Consider the following 17432-nt stretch of genomic DNA (forward strand, 5'->3'; position numbering starts at 1 on the left):
ATAGAACGATTGCTGGAACGAAACAATAGGTCAATACGGCTGCCAACGCAAGTCCAGGGTCATCGGGAAGCTCGGATTGTGTGCCTCTTTCATCACAGTCATCGGGCCCGGCGTGTGGCCGTGCGGCCAGAAGCGCGCAAACCGGCGCGCCTCGGCGGCGTTGGCGTTGACCGGTGAACCGGCCTCGCTGCGTCCGCCCGGGTGCACCACGTGGTAGGTGCAGCCGCCAATCGCACGCCCGCTCCAGGTATCGACCAGGTCGAACGTGAGCGGCGCCTGCACGCGGATGCTCGGGTGCAGCGCCGACCATGGGCTCCACGCGCGGAAGCGTACGCCAGCCACGTATTCGCCGGGCACGCCGGTCGGATGCAGCGGCAGCATGCGACCGTTGCAGGCGACGATGTGGCGCCCGTCCGTGAGGCCGCGCACCAGCAGCTGCATGCGCTCCACCGACGAATCGACATAGCGCGCGGTGCCGCCGGCGGAGACTTCCTCGCCCAGCACATTCCATGGCTCGATGGCCTGGCGCAGTTCCATTTCCACGCCTTCATAGACCACGGTGCCGAAGCGCGGGAAGCGGAATTCGATGAACGGCTCGAACCAGTGTTCCTCGAACTCGTAGCCGGAGGCGCGCAGGTCGCGCGCGACGTCGCGGATATCCTGCGCCACGAAGTGCGGCAGCATCCAGCGGTCGTGCAGCGCCGTGCCCCAGTGGACCAGCTTGGCCTGGAACGGCTGGCGCCAGAAGCGCGCCACCAGCGCGCGCAGCAGCAACATTTGCAGCAAGCTCATACGCTCGTGCGGCGGCATTTCGAAGGCGCGGAATTCCACCAGGCCCAGGCGGCCGGTGGGACCGTCCGGCGAATATAGCTTATCGATCGAGAATTCCGAGCGGTGCGTATTGCCGGTCAAATCGACCAGCATGTTGCGCAGCAGGCGGTCGACCATCCACGGCTTGTCGCCGTCGTGCATGGTCGGCAGCACCTGGTCCATCTGCTGGAAGGCAATCGCCAGCTCGTACAGGTTGTCGTCGCGTGCTTCATCGACGCGCGGCGCCTGGCTGGTCGGTCCGATGAAGGTGCCCGAGAACAGGTACGACAAGGCCGGGTGCACCTGCCAGTACGTAATCAGGCTTTTGAGCAGGTCGGGGCGGCGCAGCATCGGGCTGTCTTCGGCGGTGGCGCCGCCGAGCGTGGCGTGGTTGCCCCCGCCAGTGCCGGTGTGGCGGCCGTCGAGCATGAATTTTTCGGTGCCCAGGCGCGTTAAGCGCGCTTCCTGGTACAGCGTGGACATGTTATAGACCAGCTCATTCCAGCTCGCTGCCGGGTGGATGTTCACTTCGATTACGCCGGGATCAGGCGTTACGCTGAGCAGCTTGATGCGCGGGTCGCGCGGTGGCGCGTAGCCTTCGAGGCGCAGCTTGAGCTTTAGCTTGGACGCAGTGTTCTCCACCGCCGACACCAGCGCCAGGTAGTCCTCGACGCGTTTGAGCGGCGGCATGAACACGTGCAGGCGGCCGCCGCGCACTTCCACGCACAGCGCGGTGTGGATCACGTCGCGGGCGGCGGGGTCTTGCGGCGTGCGCACCTTGGCTTGATCGGCTGATTTGCCGGCTGCCAGGCCCAGTACCGGGCGCTTGTCTTTTTTTGCGACCGGCAGTGCGCCGCGCGGCGAAAACGGATCGACGTCGAATTCCAGGTCGGCTTCTCGCTCTTCCGGCAGGACCCACGGCAGCGTGGACAGCGGCAGGCGCAGGCCCATCGGCGAATCGCCTTCGAGCAGGTACAGGTGTTCGCGGCGCAGCGGCCAGGCCGAGGTGCGCCAGTTGGTGCCCAACATGACCGACGGATCGTAGTCGGCAGCCTTCAAGGGCAGCACGTAGCCGGCCACCTGGCCCAGGCCGCGCTCGAGCAGGCGCGCCAGGCGGCGCCGTTCTTCCGGCGACTTCAGGTCGGCCTGCAGAGGATCGATATTGCGCGGCAGCGCCTGTTCGCGCTGGGCTTGCAGCAGCACGTCTTCATAGGCGGCAATCGGGCTGTTGGCGGGCAGACGCAAGTTCTTGGCCAGTTCGGCGATGAAGCTGGCCGCTTCGTCGCTGCCATAGCCATCGTTGACGTGATCGTCGGAGAACAGCGACGCGTCGTACCACATCGGCTGGCCATCGACGCGCCAGAAGATATTCAGGGCCCAGCGCGGCAGCGGCTCGCCCGGGTACCATTTGCCCTGGCCGTAGTGCAGCATGCCGCCCGGCGCGAAATGGTTTTTCAGGCGGTGCATCAGGTTGCCGGCCAGTTCGCGCTTCTTGTCGCCGTGGGCCAGCGTGTTCCATTCGGCGCCGTCCATGTCGTCGATCGAGACAAAAGTCGGCTCGCCGCCCTGGGTCAGGCGCACGTCCTGGCGCTTGAGGTCAGCATCGACCTGCTGGCCCAGTTGGTCGATCTTGTGCCAGTCCGCTTCCGAATACGGTTTGGTCACGCGCGGGTCTTCGTGGATGCGGGTGACCGTCATCTCGTGGAAGAACGTCACCTCGGCCTGGTCGGTATAGCCGCTCACCGGCGCGGCCGACGACGGCATCGCCGTGCAGGCCAGCGGAATATGGCCTTCGCTGGCCAGCATGCCGGACGTGGGGTCGAGGCCGATCCAGCCGGCGCCGGGGATGTACACCTCGGTCCACGCGTGCAGGTCGGTAAAATCTTCGGCCGCGCCGCTGGGGCCGTCGAGCGCCTCCTGGTCGGCGCGCAATTGAATCAGGTAGCCGGAAACGAAACGCGCGGCCAGGCCCAGCTCGCGCAGGATCTGCACCAGCAGCCAGCCGGTATCGCGGCACGAGCCGGAACGCTTTTGCAGCGTTTCTTCGGGCGCCTGCACGCCCGGCTCCATGCGCAGCAGGTAGGCGATATCGAGTTGCAGGCGCTGGTTGATGGCGACGAGGAAGTCGTTGGTCAGGATCGGTTCGGCCAGCAGGGCGGTGCGGGCCGACTCCACCCATTCTTTCACCAGCGGACCGGCCGCTTCGGTGCGCAGATAGGGGCTGAGTTCGGCAGTCAGCTGTTCGGGATACACGAACGGGAATTTCTCGGCGTATTTCTCAACGAAGAAGTCGAACGGGTTAATCACGGTCATGTCGGCCACCAGGTCCACCGTGAAGTCGAGTACGTCGGTTTTTTCCTGGAACACGAAACGGCCGATGTAGTTGCCGTACGGGTCTTGCTGCCAGTTGATGAAATGGTCTTCGGGCTGCACCGTCAGCGAGTACGACAGGATCGGCGTGCGCGCATGGGGAGCCGGGCGCAGGCGTACTTCGTGCGGCGACAGGTTGACCAGGCGGTCATAACGGTAACTGGTCTTGTGGTGCAGCGCGATACGGATAGCCATGCGGAATGCCTTTTCGATGTTGGGCGCGACCTTGAGTCATCGCGATGAGCTTGTTTAAGCATGATTCATACCTGATATCCCAGCGTAACACGCCGCGCACCGCAGGCACGTTTCTTGATGATAGTGTCGATGATAAGATGCGTTGTGGTCAAATTCCCAGCGCGGTGCGCCATTATGGTGCAGACCATCCCGAACTTGAAAGCGATTCCCCATGTGGCTGCGCACTGCCTGCACCCTCGGCTTCACCCTCGACGCTCCCACGCCGTTCATCTTGATGTTGCGGGCGCGCAGCGGCGCCCAGCAATGGGTGGCGCGCGAGTCCTATACGCTCACACCCAGTGTTCCTGTCGTGGAATTTACCGATATGTATGGCAACCTGTGCCAGCGCCTGGTGGCGCCCGCCGGTGAATTTTCCATCGAGACCACGGCCGACGTGATGACTGCCGACGAGATCGACGTGGCGCCCGGCGCGCCGTTCGACGCAGTGCAGGACTTGCCGGACGGCGTGCTGACCTTTCTGCTGTCGAGCCGCTATTGCGAGTCCGAGCAGTTCACCACCATGGCGGCGGAAATCGTCGCCGGCGTGGCGCCCGGCTACGACCAGGTGGCCGCACTCTGCGACTGGATCCGGCGCGAGGTGCGGTTCGATCCGGCCACCGTGTACGGCCAGATGACCGCCACCGAAGTCAACCTGCGCCGCGAAGGCGTGTGCCGCGACCTGGCGCACCTGGGTATCGCCCTGTGCCGCAGCCTGTGCATCCCGGCGCGGATGGTGGTGGGATATCTGCACGGTCTGGTGCCGATGGACCAGCATGCGTGGTTCGAAGCCTGGGTGGGCGGGCGCTGGTACACTTTCGATCCCACCCAGCCCAACGCGCGCGGCGGCCGCGTCACGCTCGCTTACGGACACGACGCCGCCGACGTGGCGATCTTCAACCAGTTTGGACCGGCGTCGCCGCCGGTGCTGATGCAGGTGGCGGTGGAGCTGCTGGCGCCGCCGGCTTAGTGTCGAGATTGCTTGCGGGCTCAGGCGTGGGCTTTCTTGCAGGCTTCGGCAAATTCCTGATGCCGGTCTTCTTGTACGAGGCCACCACCTTGTGCACGAAGGTCAGTTTTTCCAGCACCGGGGTGCTGAGCTTGAACGGGTACGAATCCGGCATGCCGATGCTGCGATTGAGGCTGTTGAGCACATAGGTCAGGGCGAACCAGTCGGAGATGGTGTCGTCGAACGTTTCGACCCGGGTGGTGGGCAGAGTGACACCGTCGAGTGACGGTTCGTCGGCCTTCGCGGGCTTGAGCGACAGGCCGCACGCGTGCGCGGTTTCCAGCGTGTCGATCATGTGCAGGTAGTGGGCCCAGGTTTCGGCCCAGTCTTCCCACGGATGGGAACTGGCGTAGCTGCTGACGAAACGCTGTTCCCAGTCGGCCACCGGGCCGTCCTTGTAATGGCGCTGCAGCGCTTCGCTGTAATCGGCGCGTTCGTCGCCGAACAGGGCGCGGAAGCTGTCCTGCCACGCGGTATCGACCACCAGCCGGTCGAAATAATAATGGCCGCTCTCGTGGCGGAAATGGCCGAGCAGCGTGCGGTAGCGCTCGTGCATCTGCTCGCGCGTGCGTTCGCGCTCGGCCGGATCGGCTTCGGCGATGTTGAGCGTAATCAGGCCGTCGTCGTGGCCGGTCATCACGCATTCGTCGGGCGTGTCGCCGTCTTCGAGGAACTGGAACGCCAGGCCGGCTTCCGGGTCATCTTCTTTCGAGTTGGGCGTGAGGTTCAGCGCCGACAGCGAAAACAGCAGGCGGCGCTTGGCGGTTTCCAGGCGCGACCAGAGAATGTGGTTCTTTTCCGACGACAGCGTCGGGATCACCACCGTCAGCTGGCAAGACTCGCACAGTTCATGCTCGTCCTCGGCCGGGATCATCCAGTTGCACACATTGTGTTCCACGTAGTTACCGCATTGCTTGTACAGCTTGCCGGCATCCTTTTTGTTCAGGCTGCGCCACAGGCCGTTATCGGCCGGTTCGTAGGCATTGATGGTGCGCATTCCAGGCTGAAAGCCGAGCATGCTGTCGCAGTTCGAGCAGTGGGTATTTTCAAAAAACACTTGCTGGGAGCACTTGTCACAGTGGAACGTTTTCATTTGGCACCGGTTATCAGAAGTTGTGGAAGTGGAGATGTTGTAGTTTCACAATCTAACAGTAAATTCAGGCTTGCAACGCTCGTGTAAGACTATGCCTCGCAATCGTGCGCGGGGTAGCGCACGCATTTATTGGCTGCATTATTGATTGCATTTATAAGCGTAATTATGCAATCATGAATGATGAAAAATTTCACCGTTCCGTCCGCCGTGGCCACGCTCGATCACGCTGGCCTGCGCTACCAGGTAGTCGATCTGCCGGCCTTGCTGGGCGACGACCTGCACCGCTTGCCGGTGGTGCTGCGCCTGCTGCTGGAAAACCTGGTGCGCAATACCGCAGGTAGCGAGCGTGACGCCGGCGTGGCGGCGATAAAGCAATGGCTCGCTACCGGCACCAGCGAAGCGGAAATCGCCTTCCAGCCGGGCCGCGTGCTGATGCACGACACCACCAGCACGCCGGCGCTGGTCGATATCGCCGCCATGCGCGACGCCCTGGCCGAAGCGGGTCATGAACCGGCGCTGCTCGATCCGGGATTGCCGGTGGACGTGTCGGTGGACCATTCGCTGGCAGTGGAGTTTTTTGCGCGCCGCGACGCAGCCGAGCGCAACCTGGCGCTGGAAATGCACCGCAACCAGGAGCGCTACCGCTTCCTACGCTGGGCCGCGCAGGTGATGCGCGGCGTGCGCATCCACCCGCCAGGCACCGGCATCATGCACACGCTGAACCTCGAACAACTGGCCACCGTGGCGCACGCGGAAGAGCGCAACGGCGTGCTTTGGGCCGTGCCCGACACCCTGGTCGGCACCGACAGCCATACGCCGATGATCAACGGCATCGGCGTGCTGGGGTGGGGCGTGGGCGGACTGGAAGCGCAGACCGTGATGTTCGGCATGCCCACCATGCTGCGCGTGCCCGACGTGATCGGGGTGCGCCTCACTGGCTGCCTGCCTGCCGGCGTCACCGCCACCGACCTCGCGCTGACGGTCACGCAGCGCCTGCGCGCGGTTGGCGTCTCCGGAGAGTTCGTCGAATTTTACGGCGCGGGCGTGGCCACGCTCAGTGCCGGCGAACGCGCGGTGGTGGCCAATATGGCGCCTGAATACGGCGCCACGAGCGGCTACTTTCCCATCGACGAGCGCACGCTGGCCTACCTGTGCGAGAGCGGCCGGACGCCGGCAGCGGCAGCGCTGGTGGAGGCCTATGCAAAAAGGGTGGGCCTGTGGTACCAGCCGCACGCCGCGCCGCGTTACACGCGCACCATCGACATCGCGCTGGACGCGGTTGGCATGCACGTGGCCGGCCCGCGCCGCCCGCAGGACCTGTTGCCATACTCCGGCACCGCCGCCGCACTGGCAGCACTCGATTTCACGCCGGCCCGCGCGCATGCCGAGATGCCGCGCCACCCGGTCGCGATTGCCGCCATCACCAGCTGCACCAACACGTCCGATCCGGCGCTGCTGATCGCCGCCGGCCTGCTGGCGCGCAAGGCGCGCGCCTTCGGCTTGACGGTGCCGGCGTGGACCAAGACCTCGCTCGGTCCCGGTTCGCCGGCTGCCGGCGCCTACCTGGCGCGCGCGGGCCTGCTCGATGACCTGGCGGCTGTGGGCTTCGATATCGTCGGTTTCGGCTGCACCACCTGCATCGGCAATTCCGGCCCGCTGACGGAACCGGTCCGCCAGGCGCTGGCGGCTGGCGAGATCCACCCGGTCGCCGTGCTGTCGGGGAACCGCAATTTCCCAGGGCGCGTGCATCCGGACCTGGACCTGGGTTTTTTGATGTCGCCGCCGCTGGTAATCGCCTTTGCGCTGGCCGGCAACGCCGAGATGGACTTGAGCTGCGACCCGGTCGGCTACGGCTCCGCCGCCACGCCGGTCTATTTGCGCGAGCTGTGGCCCACCCCCGACGAGGTGGCGCAGGCGCTGCAGGCGGGCACGCAGCCCGGCGACTATCCGCGCGCGTTTGCGCTGGCATCGCGCAATCCGCTGTGGCACGCGCTGGAGGTACCCGCCAGCGCGCGCTTCCCGTGGGACCCGGCGTCCACTGCGCTGCGCCGCCCGCCATTTGCCTCGCTGGACGAGGGCAGCCAGCTGGGACACTACAGTGCCTATCCGCTGCTGGTGCTGGGCGACGACATCACCACCGACCACATCTCGCCGGCCAGCGCGATTCCGGCCGACAGCTTCGTCGCCGATTTCCTGGTCGCGCGCGGCGACGACCGCCACGACCTCAATGTGTTCGCTTCGCGCCGGGGTAACTGGGAAGTGATGCTGCGCGCCGCCTTCTACAGCAAGACCTTGCGCAACCTGCTGGCGCCCGGCCTGCCGGTGGCCCATACCTTGCACATACCGACCGGCGCGGTTGCGCCGATCTTCGAGGTGGCGCAGCGTTATCGTGATGCCGGGCAGCCGGTCGTGCTGGTGGCGGGGGAGCGCTATGGCACCGGCTCGTCGCGCGACTGGGCCGCCAAGGGCCAGCGCCTGCTGGGTATCCGCTGCGTGCTGGCGGCAAGCTTCGAGCGCATCCACCGTTCCAACCTGGTCGGCATGGGCATCCTGCCGCTGCGCCTGCCCGCCGGCGTCAATCCGGCCACCCTGGCGCTGGCCCCAGGCGACCGCATCGAGATCGATGCGCGGCCCGAACTGATCGTGCCGCGTGGCCCGGTTACGGTGCGCATCGTGCGCGCGGACGGCGCGTTGGAGCAGATGACCTGCACCGCCGCCGTCGAAACCGCGCTGGAAACCACGCTGCTGCGCCACGGCGGTGTGATACCGTTCATCCTTCAACAGACCATCGCGGCGCAGCAGGGCAGGCAACTCTGATAGCCATGCTGTTAGCCGATAACTGGACCGCACGATGAAAAGCACCGACAACACGATAGCGCGCCAGATCGTGGCGCTGATCCAGGCGCAGGGCTGGCCGGCCGGCACCCATTTGCCGGCGCAGATGCTGGCTGACCGCCTGCGCGTGTCGCGCCAGCCGGTGGGCGAGGCGCTGGCGCTGCTGCACGAAAAAGGACTGCTCACGCGCGAGCGCCACCGGGGCTTTTTCACTGCCAGGCCGCTGGCCGAGCCGCTGGCCGACATCGTGCGCGGCCTGGGCCTGGAGGAGACTGACGTGGTCACCAGCGTGTACTTCCGCATCGCCGACGACCTGCTGCGCGGCGAACTGCCGCTGGCGTTTTCGGAGCAGCTGATCAAGACCCGCTACGGCCTGACCTCGGCGCAGTTGAACGCAGTGCTGGGCCGCATCGCCGGCGAGGGCTGGGCCGAGCGCAAGCCCGGCTACGGCTGGGAATTTTCGAGCATGCTGACCACGCCCGACAGCCTGCTGCAATCGTACCGCCTGCGCCTGGCGCTGGAACCGGCCGCGTTGCTCGAACCGGCGTACCACCTGGCGCCAGCGGTGATTGCCCAGTGCCGCGCGGTCGAGCAGCAGTTGCTGGCTGGCGGCATTGCGACTGCCAGCGCCGACCAGTTGCACGATCGCGGCGTGCGCTACCACGAGAGCCTGGTCGAGGCGTCCGGCAACCGCTTCTTTATCGACACCATCCGCCGCGTCAACCGGGTGCGGCGCCTGCTGTCCTACCGTTCGATGCAGAGCCGCGCGCGGTATGCCGAACATTGCAAACAACACCTGCACGTGCTCGACCTGCTCGAGCGCGAACGCAACGACGATGCCGCCGAATTTTTGCGCCAGCATCTGCAGCACACCATCGCAGCCCTTTCAAGCATCGACCACATACTGCAACCGCCAACCTGACCTTCACTCGACGAGGCTTACCATGACCGACACCGTCACCATCGCCATCACCGCGGCCATCCGCGCCGCCTTTGCGCCCACCGGCACCCTGCGCGCCTCTATCAACCTCGGCAACCCCATCCTGGCCAACCCCGGCGACGGCGTCACGCCTGGCGGCGTGTCGGTGGACCTGGCGCGCGAGCTGGCCGCGCTACTGGAACTGCCGTTGGAATTGGTGGTATTCGATACCGCCGGCAAATCGGCGGCGGCAGTCGAAAGCGGACAAGCCGACGTGGGCTTCTTCGCCATCGACCCGGTGCGCGGCGCCGACATCGCCTTTACCGCGCCGTACGTGCTGATCGAAGGCTGCTACCTGGTGAAGGACGATTCGCCGCTCACGCATAACGACCAGGTGGACGACCCGGCGCTGCGCGTGGTGGTGGGCAAGGGCAGCGCCTACGACCTGTATCTCACGCGCGAACTGCAACACGCCGCCATCGTGCGTGCGCCGTCGTCGCCGGCGGTGGTGGACGTGTTCCTGGCGGAGCAGGCCGACGTTGCCGCCGGCGTGCGCCAGCAACTACAACTCGACGCCGACCGGCTGGGCGGCCTGCGCCTGCTGGGCGAGCGCTTCATGGTGATCCAGCAGGCGATGGGTATCCCCAAGGCGCGCGGGGACGAAGCGGCGCAGGTGCTGCACGCTTTCGTCGAAGCGGCCAAGGCGCGCGGCCTGGTCGATGCCGCGCTGGCGCGCCATGGCGTTCAAGGCGCTTCGGTGGCGCCGCCCGCCTGAGCGAAGGGCAGGGCAGGGGCTGCGACAAAATGTCCTGCTGCAGCCTGCCGCGCTGCATGACCACTGCGGTAAAATAGCCAGATGTACAAGTCCCCACAACGCCGACGTTACCTCGCATGGCTGCTTTGCGCCGCTATGCTGATGACGGCGTTGATGCCGACATTGTCGCGCGCATTCGCGCCGGAACGGACCGCCGGCGCCGCGTGGCTGGAGATCTGCTCGGCCATGGGTACCCGTTACGTCAGGGCGCCCGATAGCCCGGACCCTTCCGACAAGCGCAACGGCAGCATGAACGACTGCCCGTATTGCCGCGTCCACTTCGACGTGCCGGGGCTGCCGCCGTCACCGCCACTGGCGCCACAGTTTGCCATCCTCGCCGAACGGCCTGCGCTGTTCTACCATGCACCGACACCGCTGTATTCGTGGGTGATTGCGCACCCGCGTGGTCCTCCCGCTGTCTGATATCGAGCACGTTTCAGCTCCAGCCTGACGCCGGTCTTTATGCCGTTGTGTCGGCTGGCCACGGTCCGCCCATGGCGGCCGCGATATGCAAACACGACACGAATTCATGCCCACTCATTCCATTCTCACTTTCACTACCCTGCGCACGGCCGGCCTGTGCGCGCTGGCGCTGCCGCTCGCGGCCAACGCCCAGCAAGCCGACGCCACCCTGCCCACCGTCGTCGTCACCGCCCGCGACGACAGCGGCGGCCTGCACAGCAGCGCCGGCACCGGCTCCAACCTCGACCTCTCGCGCTTCGAGACCCCGGCCAGCGTGGACGCCATCACCGCCCGGCAGCTCGAACAGCGCGGTGACCGCAGCCTGGTCGATGCCATCACCCGCGCGCCCGGCGTGAGCGCCATGCCGCATCCGGGCAATGGCGGCTCGTCGGTGGCTGCGCGCGGCTTTACCGACACCCTGTCGGTCATGCGTTTGTACGATGGCATGCGCCAGTACGGCGGCGTGGGCCTGACCTTTCCGTTCGATACCTGGGCCATCGAGCGCATCGAAGTGCTGCGCGGACCGGCGTCCGTGATTTACGGCGACGGCGCCATCGGCGCGGTGATCAACGTGGTGCCGAAGCAGCCCACGCGCGGCGGCATCGAGACCGACGTGCAGGCGGGGCTGGGCACCGAGCACGGCCGCCGCTTCGCGGTAGGCAGCGGTGGCGCCATCGATGAGCGCTGGTCATACCGTTTTGACGCCAGCACCGACCGGGCCGACGGCTGGGTGGACCGTGGCCGCTACAGCAACCGCGCCGTCTCGGGCGCAGTACGGTTCGATATCTCGCCGCGCCTCAATGTGCGCCTGAGCGCGGCGCGGGGCCGGCAGCAGCCCATGAATTATTTCGGCACGCCGCTGGTGGACGGCAAGCCCGATCCGGCGCTGGCGTCCAAAAACTACAATGTCGCCGACAGCGTGATGCAGTACGACGACCGCTGGCTCGACCTGCTGCTCAACTGGACTCCGAACGACAGCACCACCGTGCGCAGCCGCTTCTACAATATCGACAGCAAGCGCCACTGGCGCGATGTCGAAGCGTACCGCTACAACGACGCCACCGGCCTGATCGACCGGTCCGACGCCACCGAGATTTATCACGACCAGACGCAGACCGGCAACACCACCGACGCCGCCTTCAAGGGCCATCTGCTGGGCCTGGAAAACCGCTTCGCCATCGGCTTTGACGTCAATTCCAGCGCCTTCAAACACAGCAACAACACCTACGTTGGCGACGCCACCTCGGTCGATCCCTATCAACCTGATCCCGGCTGGTTCAGCAGCCCGGTCCCCACTATTCCGCGCTACGCCAGCAAGGCGCGCCAGTACGCGGTGTTCGCCGAAAACCGGCTGGCGGTCACCGGCCAGTGGTCGCTGCTGGCTGGCGTGCGCTACGACCATGCCAGCGTGCGCCGCACCGACCTGGTGGCCGATCGCCTCGCTTATGACAAAACCTTCAGCAACGTCGGCTGGCGGCTAGGTACCGTGTACCAGGTCACGCCGGCGCTGGCGCTGTACGGCCAGGTGGCCCGGGCGGCTGATCCGGTCAGCTCCCTGTTCTTCCTGTCGGCCGCCAACAGCGCGTTCAAGAACGCCACCGGCCGGCAAGTGGAGGTCGGCGTCAAGCAGGCCTTTGCCGGCAACGCCGCCGAGTGGACGCTGGCCGTGTACGACATCACCAAGAACAACCTGCTCACGCGCGACGCCACCAATCCAAGCCGCAGTCTGCAGGTGGGCGAGCGCACCTCGCGCGGCGTGGAAGCCACGGTGACAGCGGCGCTGGCGCCCGGTTGGCGCGTGGAGGCCAATGCGTCGCTGCTGCGCGCGCGCTTCGAGGACTTCAGCGAAGTGGCGGGCGGCCTGCTGGTGTCCCGCGCCGGCAACACGCCGCCAGACGTGCCGCGGCGCCTGGCCAACCTGTGGCTCCACCACGAGCTTGCCCCCGCCTGGACCGCCAGCGCGGGCCTGCGCTACGTGGGCGAACGCAATGCCGACAACGCCAACACGCTCAAGCTGCCGTCGTACGCGGTGACCGATGCCGCGCTGCGCTGGAAGGTCTCCAGCGCCACCAGTGTCGCGCTACGGGTGGCCAATCTGTTCGACCGGCGCTACTTCACGACCGCCTACTACACGCCTACCCAGTGGTTCTATGGCCAGGACCGGCGCGCGGACCTGGTTGTCAACCACCGCTTTTAAGGGAGGCCGTCGATGCGCCGCATTGTGTACCTGGTCCACCGCTGGACCGGCATCGCCATGTGCGCCCTGGTGGCGCTGTGGTTCGTCAGCGGCGTGGTGATGCTGTTCGTCGGCTATCCCAAGCTCACGCCCGCCGAGCGCCTGGCCGCGCTGCCGCCGCTGGCGGCCGGCGTCACCACCGAGCCGGCGCAAGCGCTGGCGGCCAGCCGCGCTGCTGGCGGCAACGTCGCCGCAGTCAGCACCATCACGCTCACCGCGATCGGCGGCCGTCCGCATTACCAGTTGCTGGCGCAGGATGGCCGCACCACGCAGGTGGATGCCATCACCGGCGCCCTGGCGCACCAGCCCGATGCGCAGGCGGCGCTTGCGGCTGCACGCATGTTCCGGCCCGGCGTGGCGGCGCATTACGCCGGCCTGGTGGAGGAAGATCGCTGGACCCACTCGCGCAGCCTCAATCCGCACCGGCCGCTGCACGTGGTGGAACTCGATGACGACGCCGCCACGCGCGTGTATGTGTCGTCGGCAACCGGGCAAGTGATGCTCGACGCGCCGCGCGCCGAGCGTTACTGGAACTTCGCCGGCGCCTGGCTGCACTGGCTGTACCTGCTGCGCCAGCAGAACACAGATCCGGTGTGGACCTGGATCCTGATCGGCCTGGCCGCCGTGGGCACGCTGTCGGCGGTGACCGGCATGGTCAATGGCGTGCAGCGCTGGCGCTTCCGGGGGCGCTACAAGAGCGGTGCACGCACGCCGTACCGCGAATTGGCCATGCGCTGGCATCACTTGCTGGGCCTGGTGTTCGGCGTGGTGCTGTGCACATGGATATTCAGCGGCCTGATGTCGATGAACCCCTTGGGCGTGTTCAATGCGCGCGGCGCCAAGCCGGATGCGGTGACCATGCAGGGCGGCTCGCCGGCCAGCGTGCGCTTGCCGCAGCCGGTGGCGCAGGTGCTGGCGTTACTGCACGCACAGTCGTTCGCGCCGCGCGAGCTGGAATGGCGCGTGTTCGATGGCGCACCGTTCATCGTGGCGCGCGATGGCAGCAACGATACCCGCATCGTGCAGGCCGATGGCGAACGCTTGGTGGTGGCGCGGCAGTGGCCGCAGGCGCGCCTGGCAGCGGCCGCCCGCAAGCTGCTGGCGTACCCGGTGCAGTCGGTCGAGCTGTTGAGTGCGCCGGACGCCTATTACTACCGGCGCGGCGATGCCTCCATGTACGGCGGCAACGAGCGGCGCCTGCCGGCCTTGCGCGTGGTGTTCGACGACCCCGGCCGCACCTGGGTGTATCTCGACGCCGCCACCGGCCAGGTGTTGCTGAGCGTGGACAGTACCCAGCGCATCGGCCGCTGGCTGTTCAATTTTTTGCACAGCTGGGACTTGCCGGCCTTGCTGGCGCCGGGGCAGGGCTGGGTGCGCGTAGCGGTCCTGGTCGTGCTGAGCCTGGGAGGGCTGCTGCTGAGCGCCACGGCGATTGTCATCGCGGTGCGGCGAGTACGGCGCGTGGTGTTGGTCAGTCGGGCAGAAATTCCTTAAAAGTAACTTTTCCGCATGTTATCAGAGCATAATGTCACCAACAATAGCGGTCTGTGCTCCCGGGCCGCATTCAATGGATGACGCCCATGACAGTTTTGGTAATTGACGACGACCAGATCAACCTGGACCTTTTTTGCCTGATGCTCAGCATGCTCGACATGGCCACGCCGGTGCCGCTCAGGCATGCCCAGGCGGCCCTGGAATGGTGCACGTCAAATACGCCGGACCTGGTGGTGGTCGACTACCTGATGCCCGATATCGACGGCCTGGCTTTCCTGCGCCGCTTTCGCGCTTTGCCGGGCATGCGCGAGGTGCCGGTAGTGATGGTCACCGGCGCCACCGAAGTGGCGATCCGCCACGAAGCGCTGCGCTTGAGCGCCAACGATTTTCTGACCAAGCCGGTCAACGGCATCGAGTTCAATGTCAGGATCGGTAACCTGCTGGCGCTGCAGCACGCGCGCCAGCAACTGGCGCAGCGTGCCGAGACGCTCGACATCGCCGTGCGCAAGGCCACCGCCGACATCGTCGCCCGCGAGCACGAAGCGATCCACCGCCTGTCGCGCGCTGCCGAGTTCCGTGATGCCGACACCGGCTTTCACCTGTCGCGCATGGCGGCCTACTCGCGCCTGATCGCCGTCCAGCTGGGCTTGCCGGAAGCAGAGTGCGACCTCATCTGCGACGCCGCGCCGATGCACGATATCGGCAAGGTGGGCATTGCCGACGCCGTATTACTGAAGCCGGGCCCGCTCAACGACGAAGAGCGCGCCATCATGCAGCGCCACCCCCAGATCGGCGCTGACATCCTGGTCGGCAGCGAGTCGCCGTTGCTGCAGGCGGGCGCCGTGATCGCGATCAGCCACCACGAGCGCTACGACGGCGGCGGCTACCCGCATGGCCTTGCGGGCGAGGCCATTCCGTTGTACGGACGCATCATCGCCGTGGCTGACGTTTTCGATGCCCTGACCAACGCCCGCCCGTACAAGCCGGCCTGGCCGCTCGAGCGCGCCATCGACTTTCTGCACGCGCAAAAGGGAACGCATTTCGATCCCGCTTGCGTCGATGCGCTGCTGGCTAACATGGATGCGGTGCTGGCGATCCAGCGGCGCTTCCAGCACGATCAAGCCTGACCCCGGACATCGCCCACCATGCCTGATTCAAGACGCTCTCGCACCCTTATCGTCGCCACCGGCGCAGCGCTCTTGTTGACCATAGCGGCCACCCTTGGCGTAGCGCTATACGGCGCCCGGAACAGCGAAATCGAGGCCTGGCGCGAGCAGCTCGATGGCACGGCCTTGCTGCTGGCGGAGCAAACCGCGCACGAGATGAGCGCCGCCGACCTGGTACTCGACAGCATGCTCGAGCGCATACGCCTGATCGGTGTACGCGATGGCGCCGATTTGCGCCGCAGTTTGGGCGGCCGGGAAGAGTTCGAGCGACTGATGGAGCGCAACCGGGTGCTGCCACAGATCGACGTTGCCAGCATCGTCGCGGCGGACGGCCAGGTCATCAACTTCTCGCGCAGCTTTCCGGCACCGCCGATCAACCTGGCCGAACGCGACTACTTCCAGGCCCACCACGCGCGCGCGGACCTGGGCCTGTACATCAGCGCGCCGGTGCGCAACAAGGGCAACGGCGCCTGGACGTTCTATCTCTCGCGCCGCATCTCGGCGCCCGATGGCAGCTTTATCGGCGTGGTGCTGGTGGGGATATCGAGCCGGCAGATCAGCAGCTTTTACAGCAAGATCAAGCTGGACGGGCAGGGCACGGTCACCCTGTTCCGGCGCGACCGTACGGTGCTGGCGCGCTGGCCGGCAGAGGACGCCGTGCTCGGTACCATCGCCAGCGACGTGCGCAGCTACGAAGACATCGAACGCCAGTTGCGCCTCGCCGGCACGGCGGTGGATGACAAGGTGCAATCGGCGCCAGGCGTCGCCCGCACCAGGACGCTGGCTGCCGAACGGGTGATTCCGAATTGTCCGCTGATGATCAAGGTCGCCATCCCGGAGCAGGTCTTCCTCGAACAATGGCGCTATTTTGCCGGGCAACTGGGGCTGGTGGGTGCCGTGTGCGGCCTGGCGGTGCTGGCCGCCTGCGTGACGGTCTGGCGCGCCATGCACAAGCGCGACCTGGCCCTGCGCGAGCAGCGCACGCTCAAGGTGGCCGCCGACCAGGCCAACGCGGCCAAATCGGTCTTCCTGGCCATGATGAGCCACGAAATCCGCACGCCGCTCACCGCGATCATCGGCTTTGCCGAACAGCTGGCGCAGCAAGGGCCCACGCCAGCCGGTGAGCTGGGAGGAATCATCGCCCGCAACGGCCAGCACCTGCTGCAACTGATGAACGACGTGCTCGATATGTCCAAGGTGGAGTCGGGCAAACTGGTGCTCGAACGATTGCCGTTTGTGCCGGCGGAAGTGCTCGACACCGTGTCGGCGCTGATGCGCGGGTCGGCGCGGCAGCGCGCCATCGCCTATACCGCCGAACTGCGCGCCACCGTGCCGCCGCAGGTGCTGGGCGACCCCACGCGCTGGCGGCAAATCCTGCTCAACCTGGTCTCGAACGCCATCAAGTTCACCGAGGAGGGCGGGATCGAGGTGGCGCTCTGGTACGACCAGCAGCACGAGCTGCTGTATTGCAGCGTGCGCGACACCGGCATCGGCATGGATGCGCAGCAGGTGGCCGCGCTGTTCACACCGTTCAACCAGGCCGACAGCAGCGTGGCCCGGCGCTTTGGCGGCACCGGCCTGGGGCTGTACCTGGTGCACCAGCTGGCCGGTGCCATGGGCGGCGGCGTGACGGTCGAGAGCACTCCGGGCGTGGGCACCATCATGACGGTCTCGATCCAGGCGCCCGGGGCCATGATTGCCGAGCCGGCGCCGTCTGCATCGCTCGACTGCGCACCGCCGCAACTGGCCGGCCGGGTGCTGGTGGTGGAAGACGGCGCCGACAACCGCATGCTGGTGCGCGCGCTGCTCGAGAGCATGGGCGTGGAGGTGCTGTGCGCCGACAACGGCGAGCAGGGCGTGGCGCGTGCGCTGGCCACGTTGCCCGACCTGGTACTGATGGATATCCACATGCCGGTGATGGACGGCGTGACCGCCACCGCGCGCTTGCGCCAGGCTGGCTTCCAGCGGCCGGTGGTGGCGCTCACTGCCGACG

Annotated in this window: 11 protein-coding genes; 9 read left to right on the plus strand and 2 right to left on the minus strand. The window is 66.5% G+C overall.

Annotated elements, in window-relative coordinates:
- Nucleotides 1–30: 30 nt before the first annotated feature.
- A complete protein-coding gene (locus DUPY_RS03240; RefSeq protein WP_070246333.1) occupies nucleotides 31–3375 on the minus strand; it encodes a transglutaminase family protein in 3345 nt (1114 codons plus the stop codon).
- Between the two features lie 211 nt (nucleotides 3376–3586).
- Here DUPY_RS03240 and DUPY_RS03245 point away from each other — a divergent pair, with 211 nt between their 5' ends.
- Nucleotides 3587–4381 carry a transglutaminase-like domain-containing protein gene (locus tag DUPY_RS03245; RefSeq protein WP_070246335.1) on the plus strand — a complete coding sequence of 265 codons (795 nt, stop codon included), beginning with the start codon at nucleotides 3587–3589 and terminating at the stop codon, nucleotides 4379–4381.
- Here DUPY_RS03245 and DUPY_RS03250 read toward each other — a convergent pair.
- Nucleotides 4308–5513: a zinc-binding metallopeptidase family protein gene (locus DUPY_RS03250; RefSeq protein ID WP_070246337.1), complete on the minus strand. Its 1206-nt coding sequence runs from the start codon at nucleotides 5511–5513 to the stop codon at nucleotides 4308–4310. The genes DUPY_RS03245 and DUPY_RS03250 overlap by 74 nt on opposite strands.
- Before the next feature lie 180 nt (nucleotides 5514–5693).
- Between DUPY_RS03250 and acnA the strand changes: the two genes are divergently transcribed.
- The 8 genes from acnA to DUPY_RS03290 all read left to right on the plus strand — a co-directional run.
- Complete coding sequence (gene acnA / locus DUPY_RS03255; protein ID WP_070246353.1) at nucleotides 5694–8330, plus strand: aconitate hydratase AcnA; 2637 nt, start codon at nucleotides 5694–5696, stop codon at nucleotides 8328–8330.
- A 34-nt stretch (nucleotides 8331–8364) separates the two neighbouring features.
- Nucleotides 8365–9270, plus strand: coding sequence for a GntR family transcriptional regulator (locus tag DUPY_RS03260; RefSeq protein ID WP_070246339.1), 906 nt, complete (start codon nucleotides 8365–8367; stop codon nucleotides 9268–9270).
- Between the two features lie 22 nt (nucleotides 9271–9292).
- A complete protein-coding gene (locus DUPY_RS03265; protein ID WP_208599989.1) occupies nucleotides 9293–10042 on the plus strand; it encodes a transporter substrate-binding domain-containing protein in 750 nt (249 codons plus the stop codon).
- A gap of 81 nt (nucleotides 10043–10123) precedes the next feature.
- Entirely contained in the window at nucleotides 10124–10504 is a 381-nt protein-coding gene (locus DUPY_RS03270; RefSeq protein WP_070246341.1) for a DUF2946 domain-containing protein, read from the plus strand.
- A 106-nt stretch (nucleotides 10505–10610) separates the two neighbouring features.
- A complete protein-coding gene (locus DUPY_RS03275) occupies nucleotides 10611–12740 on the plus strand; it encodes a TonB-dependent receptor (protein ID WP_070246343.1) in 2130 nt (709 codons plus the stop codon).
- Between the two features lie 12 nt (nucleotides 12741–12752).
- Complete coding sequence (locus tag DUPY_RS03280; protein WP_070246345.1) at nucleotides 12753–14273, plus strand: PepSY domain-containing protein; 1521 nt, start codon at nucleotides 12753–12755, stop codon at nucleotides 14271–14273.
- Between the two features lie 86 nt (nucleotides 14274–14359).
- Nucleotides 14360–15400, plus strand: coding sequence for an HD domain-containing phosphohydrolase (locus DUPY_RS03285; protein WP_084640519.1), 1041 nt, complete (start codon nucleotides 14360–14362; stop codon nucleotides 15398–15400).
- Nucleotides 15401–15472: 72 nt separating this feature from the next.
- Nucleotides 15473–17432: hybrid sensor histidine kinase/response regulator (locus DUPY_RS03290; protein ID WP_070246350.1), on the plus strand; the 1960-nt coding region annotated here is incomplete at its 3' end.

This window comes from Duganella phyllosphaerae (genome assembly GCF_001758785.1).
GTDB classification, from domain to species: domain Bacteria; phylum Pseudomonadota; class Gammaproteobacteria; order Burkholderiales; family Burkholderiaceae_D; genus Rugamonas; species Rugamonas phyllosphaerae.

Excerpts from the sequence above, each read along its gene's own strand:
- DUPY_RS03240 (WP_070246333.1), bottom strand. The coding sequence starts at position 3,375 with ATGGCTATCCGTATCGCGCTGCACCACAAGACCAGTTACCGTTATGAC.
- DUPY_RS03245 (WP_070246335.1), top strand. The coding sequence starts at position 3,587 with ATGTGGCTGCGCACTGCCTGCACCCTCGGCTTCACCCTCGACGCTCCC.
- DUPY_RS03270 (WP_070246341.1), top strand. The coding sequence starts at position 10,124 with ATGTACAAGTCCCCACAACGCCGACGTTACCTCGCATGGCTGCTTTGC.
- DUPY_RS03260 (WP_070246339.1), top strand. The coding sequence starts at position 8,365 with ATGAAAAGCACCGACAACACGATAGCGCGCCAGATCGTGGCGCTGATC.
- DUPY_RS03275 (WP_070246343.1), top strand. The coding sequence starts at position 10,611 with ATGCCCACTCATTCCATTCTCACTTTCACTACCCTGCGCACGGCCGGC.
- DUPY_RS03265 (WP_208599989.1), top strand. The coding sequence starts at position 9,293 with ATGACCGACACCGTCACCATCGCCATCACCGCGGCCATCCGCGCCGCC.
- DUPY_RS03280 (WP_070246345.1), top strand. The coding sequence starts at position 12,753 with ATGCGCCGCATTGTGTACCTGGTCCACCGCTGGACCGGCATCGCCATG.
- acnA (WP_070246353.1), top strand. The coding sequence starts at position 5,694 with ATGAAAAATTTCACCGTTCCGTCCGCCGTGGCCACGCTCGATCACGCT.
- DUPY_RS03250 (WP_070246337.1), bottom strand. The coding sequence starts at position 5,513 with ATGAAAACGTTCCACTGTGACAAGTGCTCCCAGCAAGTGTTTTTTGAA.
- DUPY_RS03285 (WP_084640519.1), top strand. The coding sequence starts at position 14,360 with ATGACAGTTTTGGTAATTGACGACGACCAGATCAACCTGGACCTTTTT.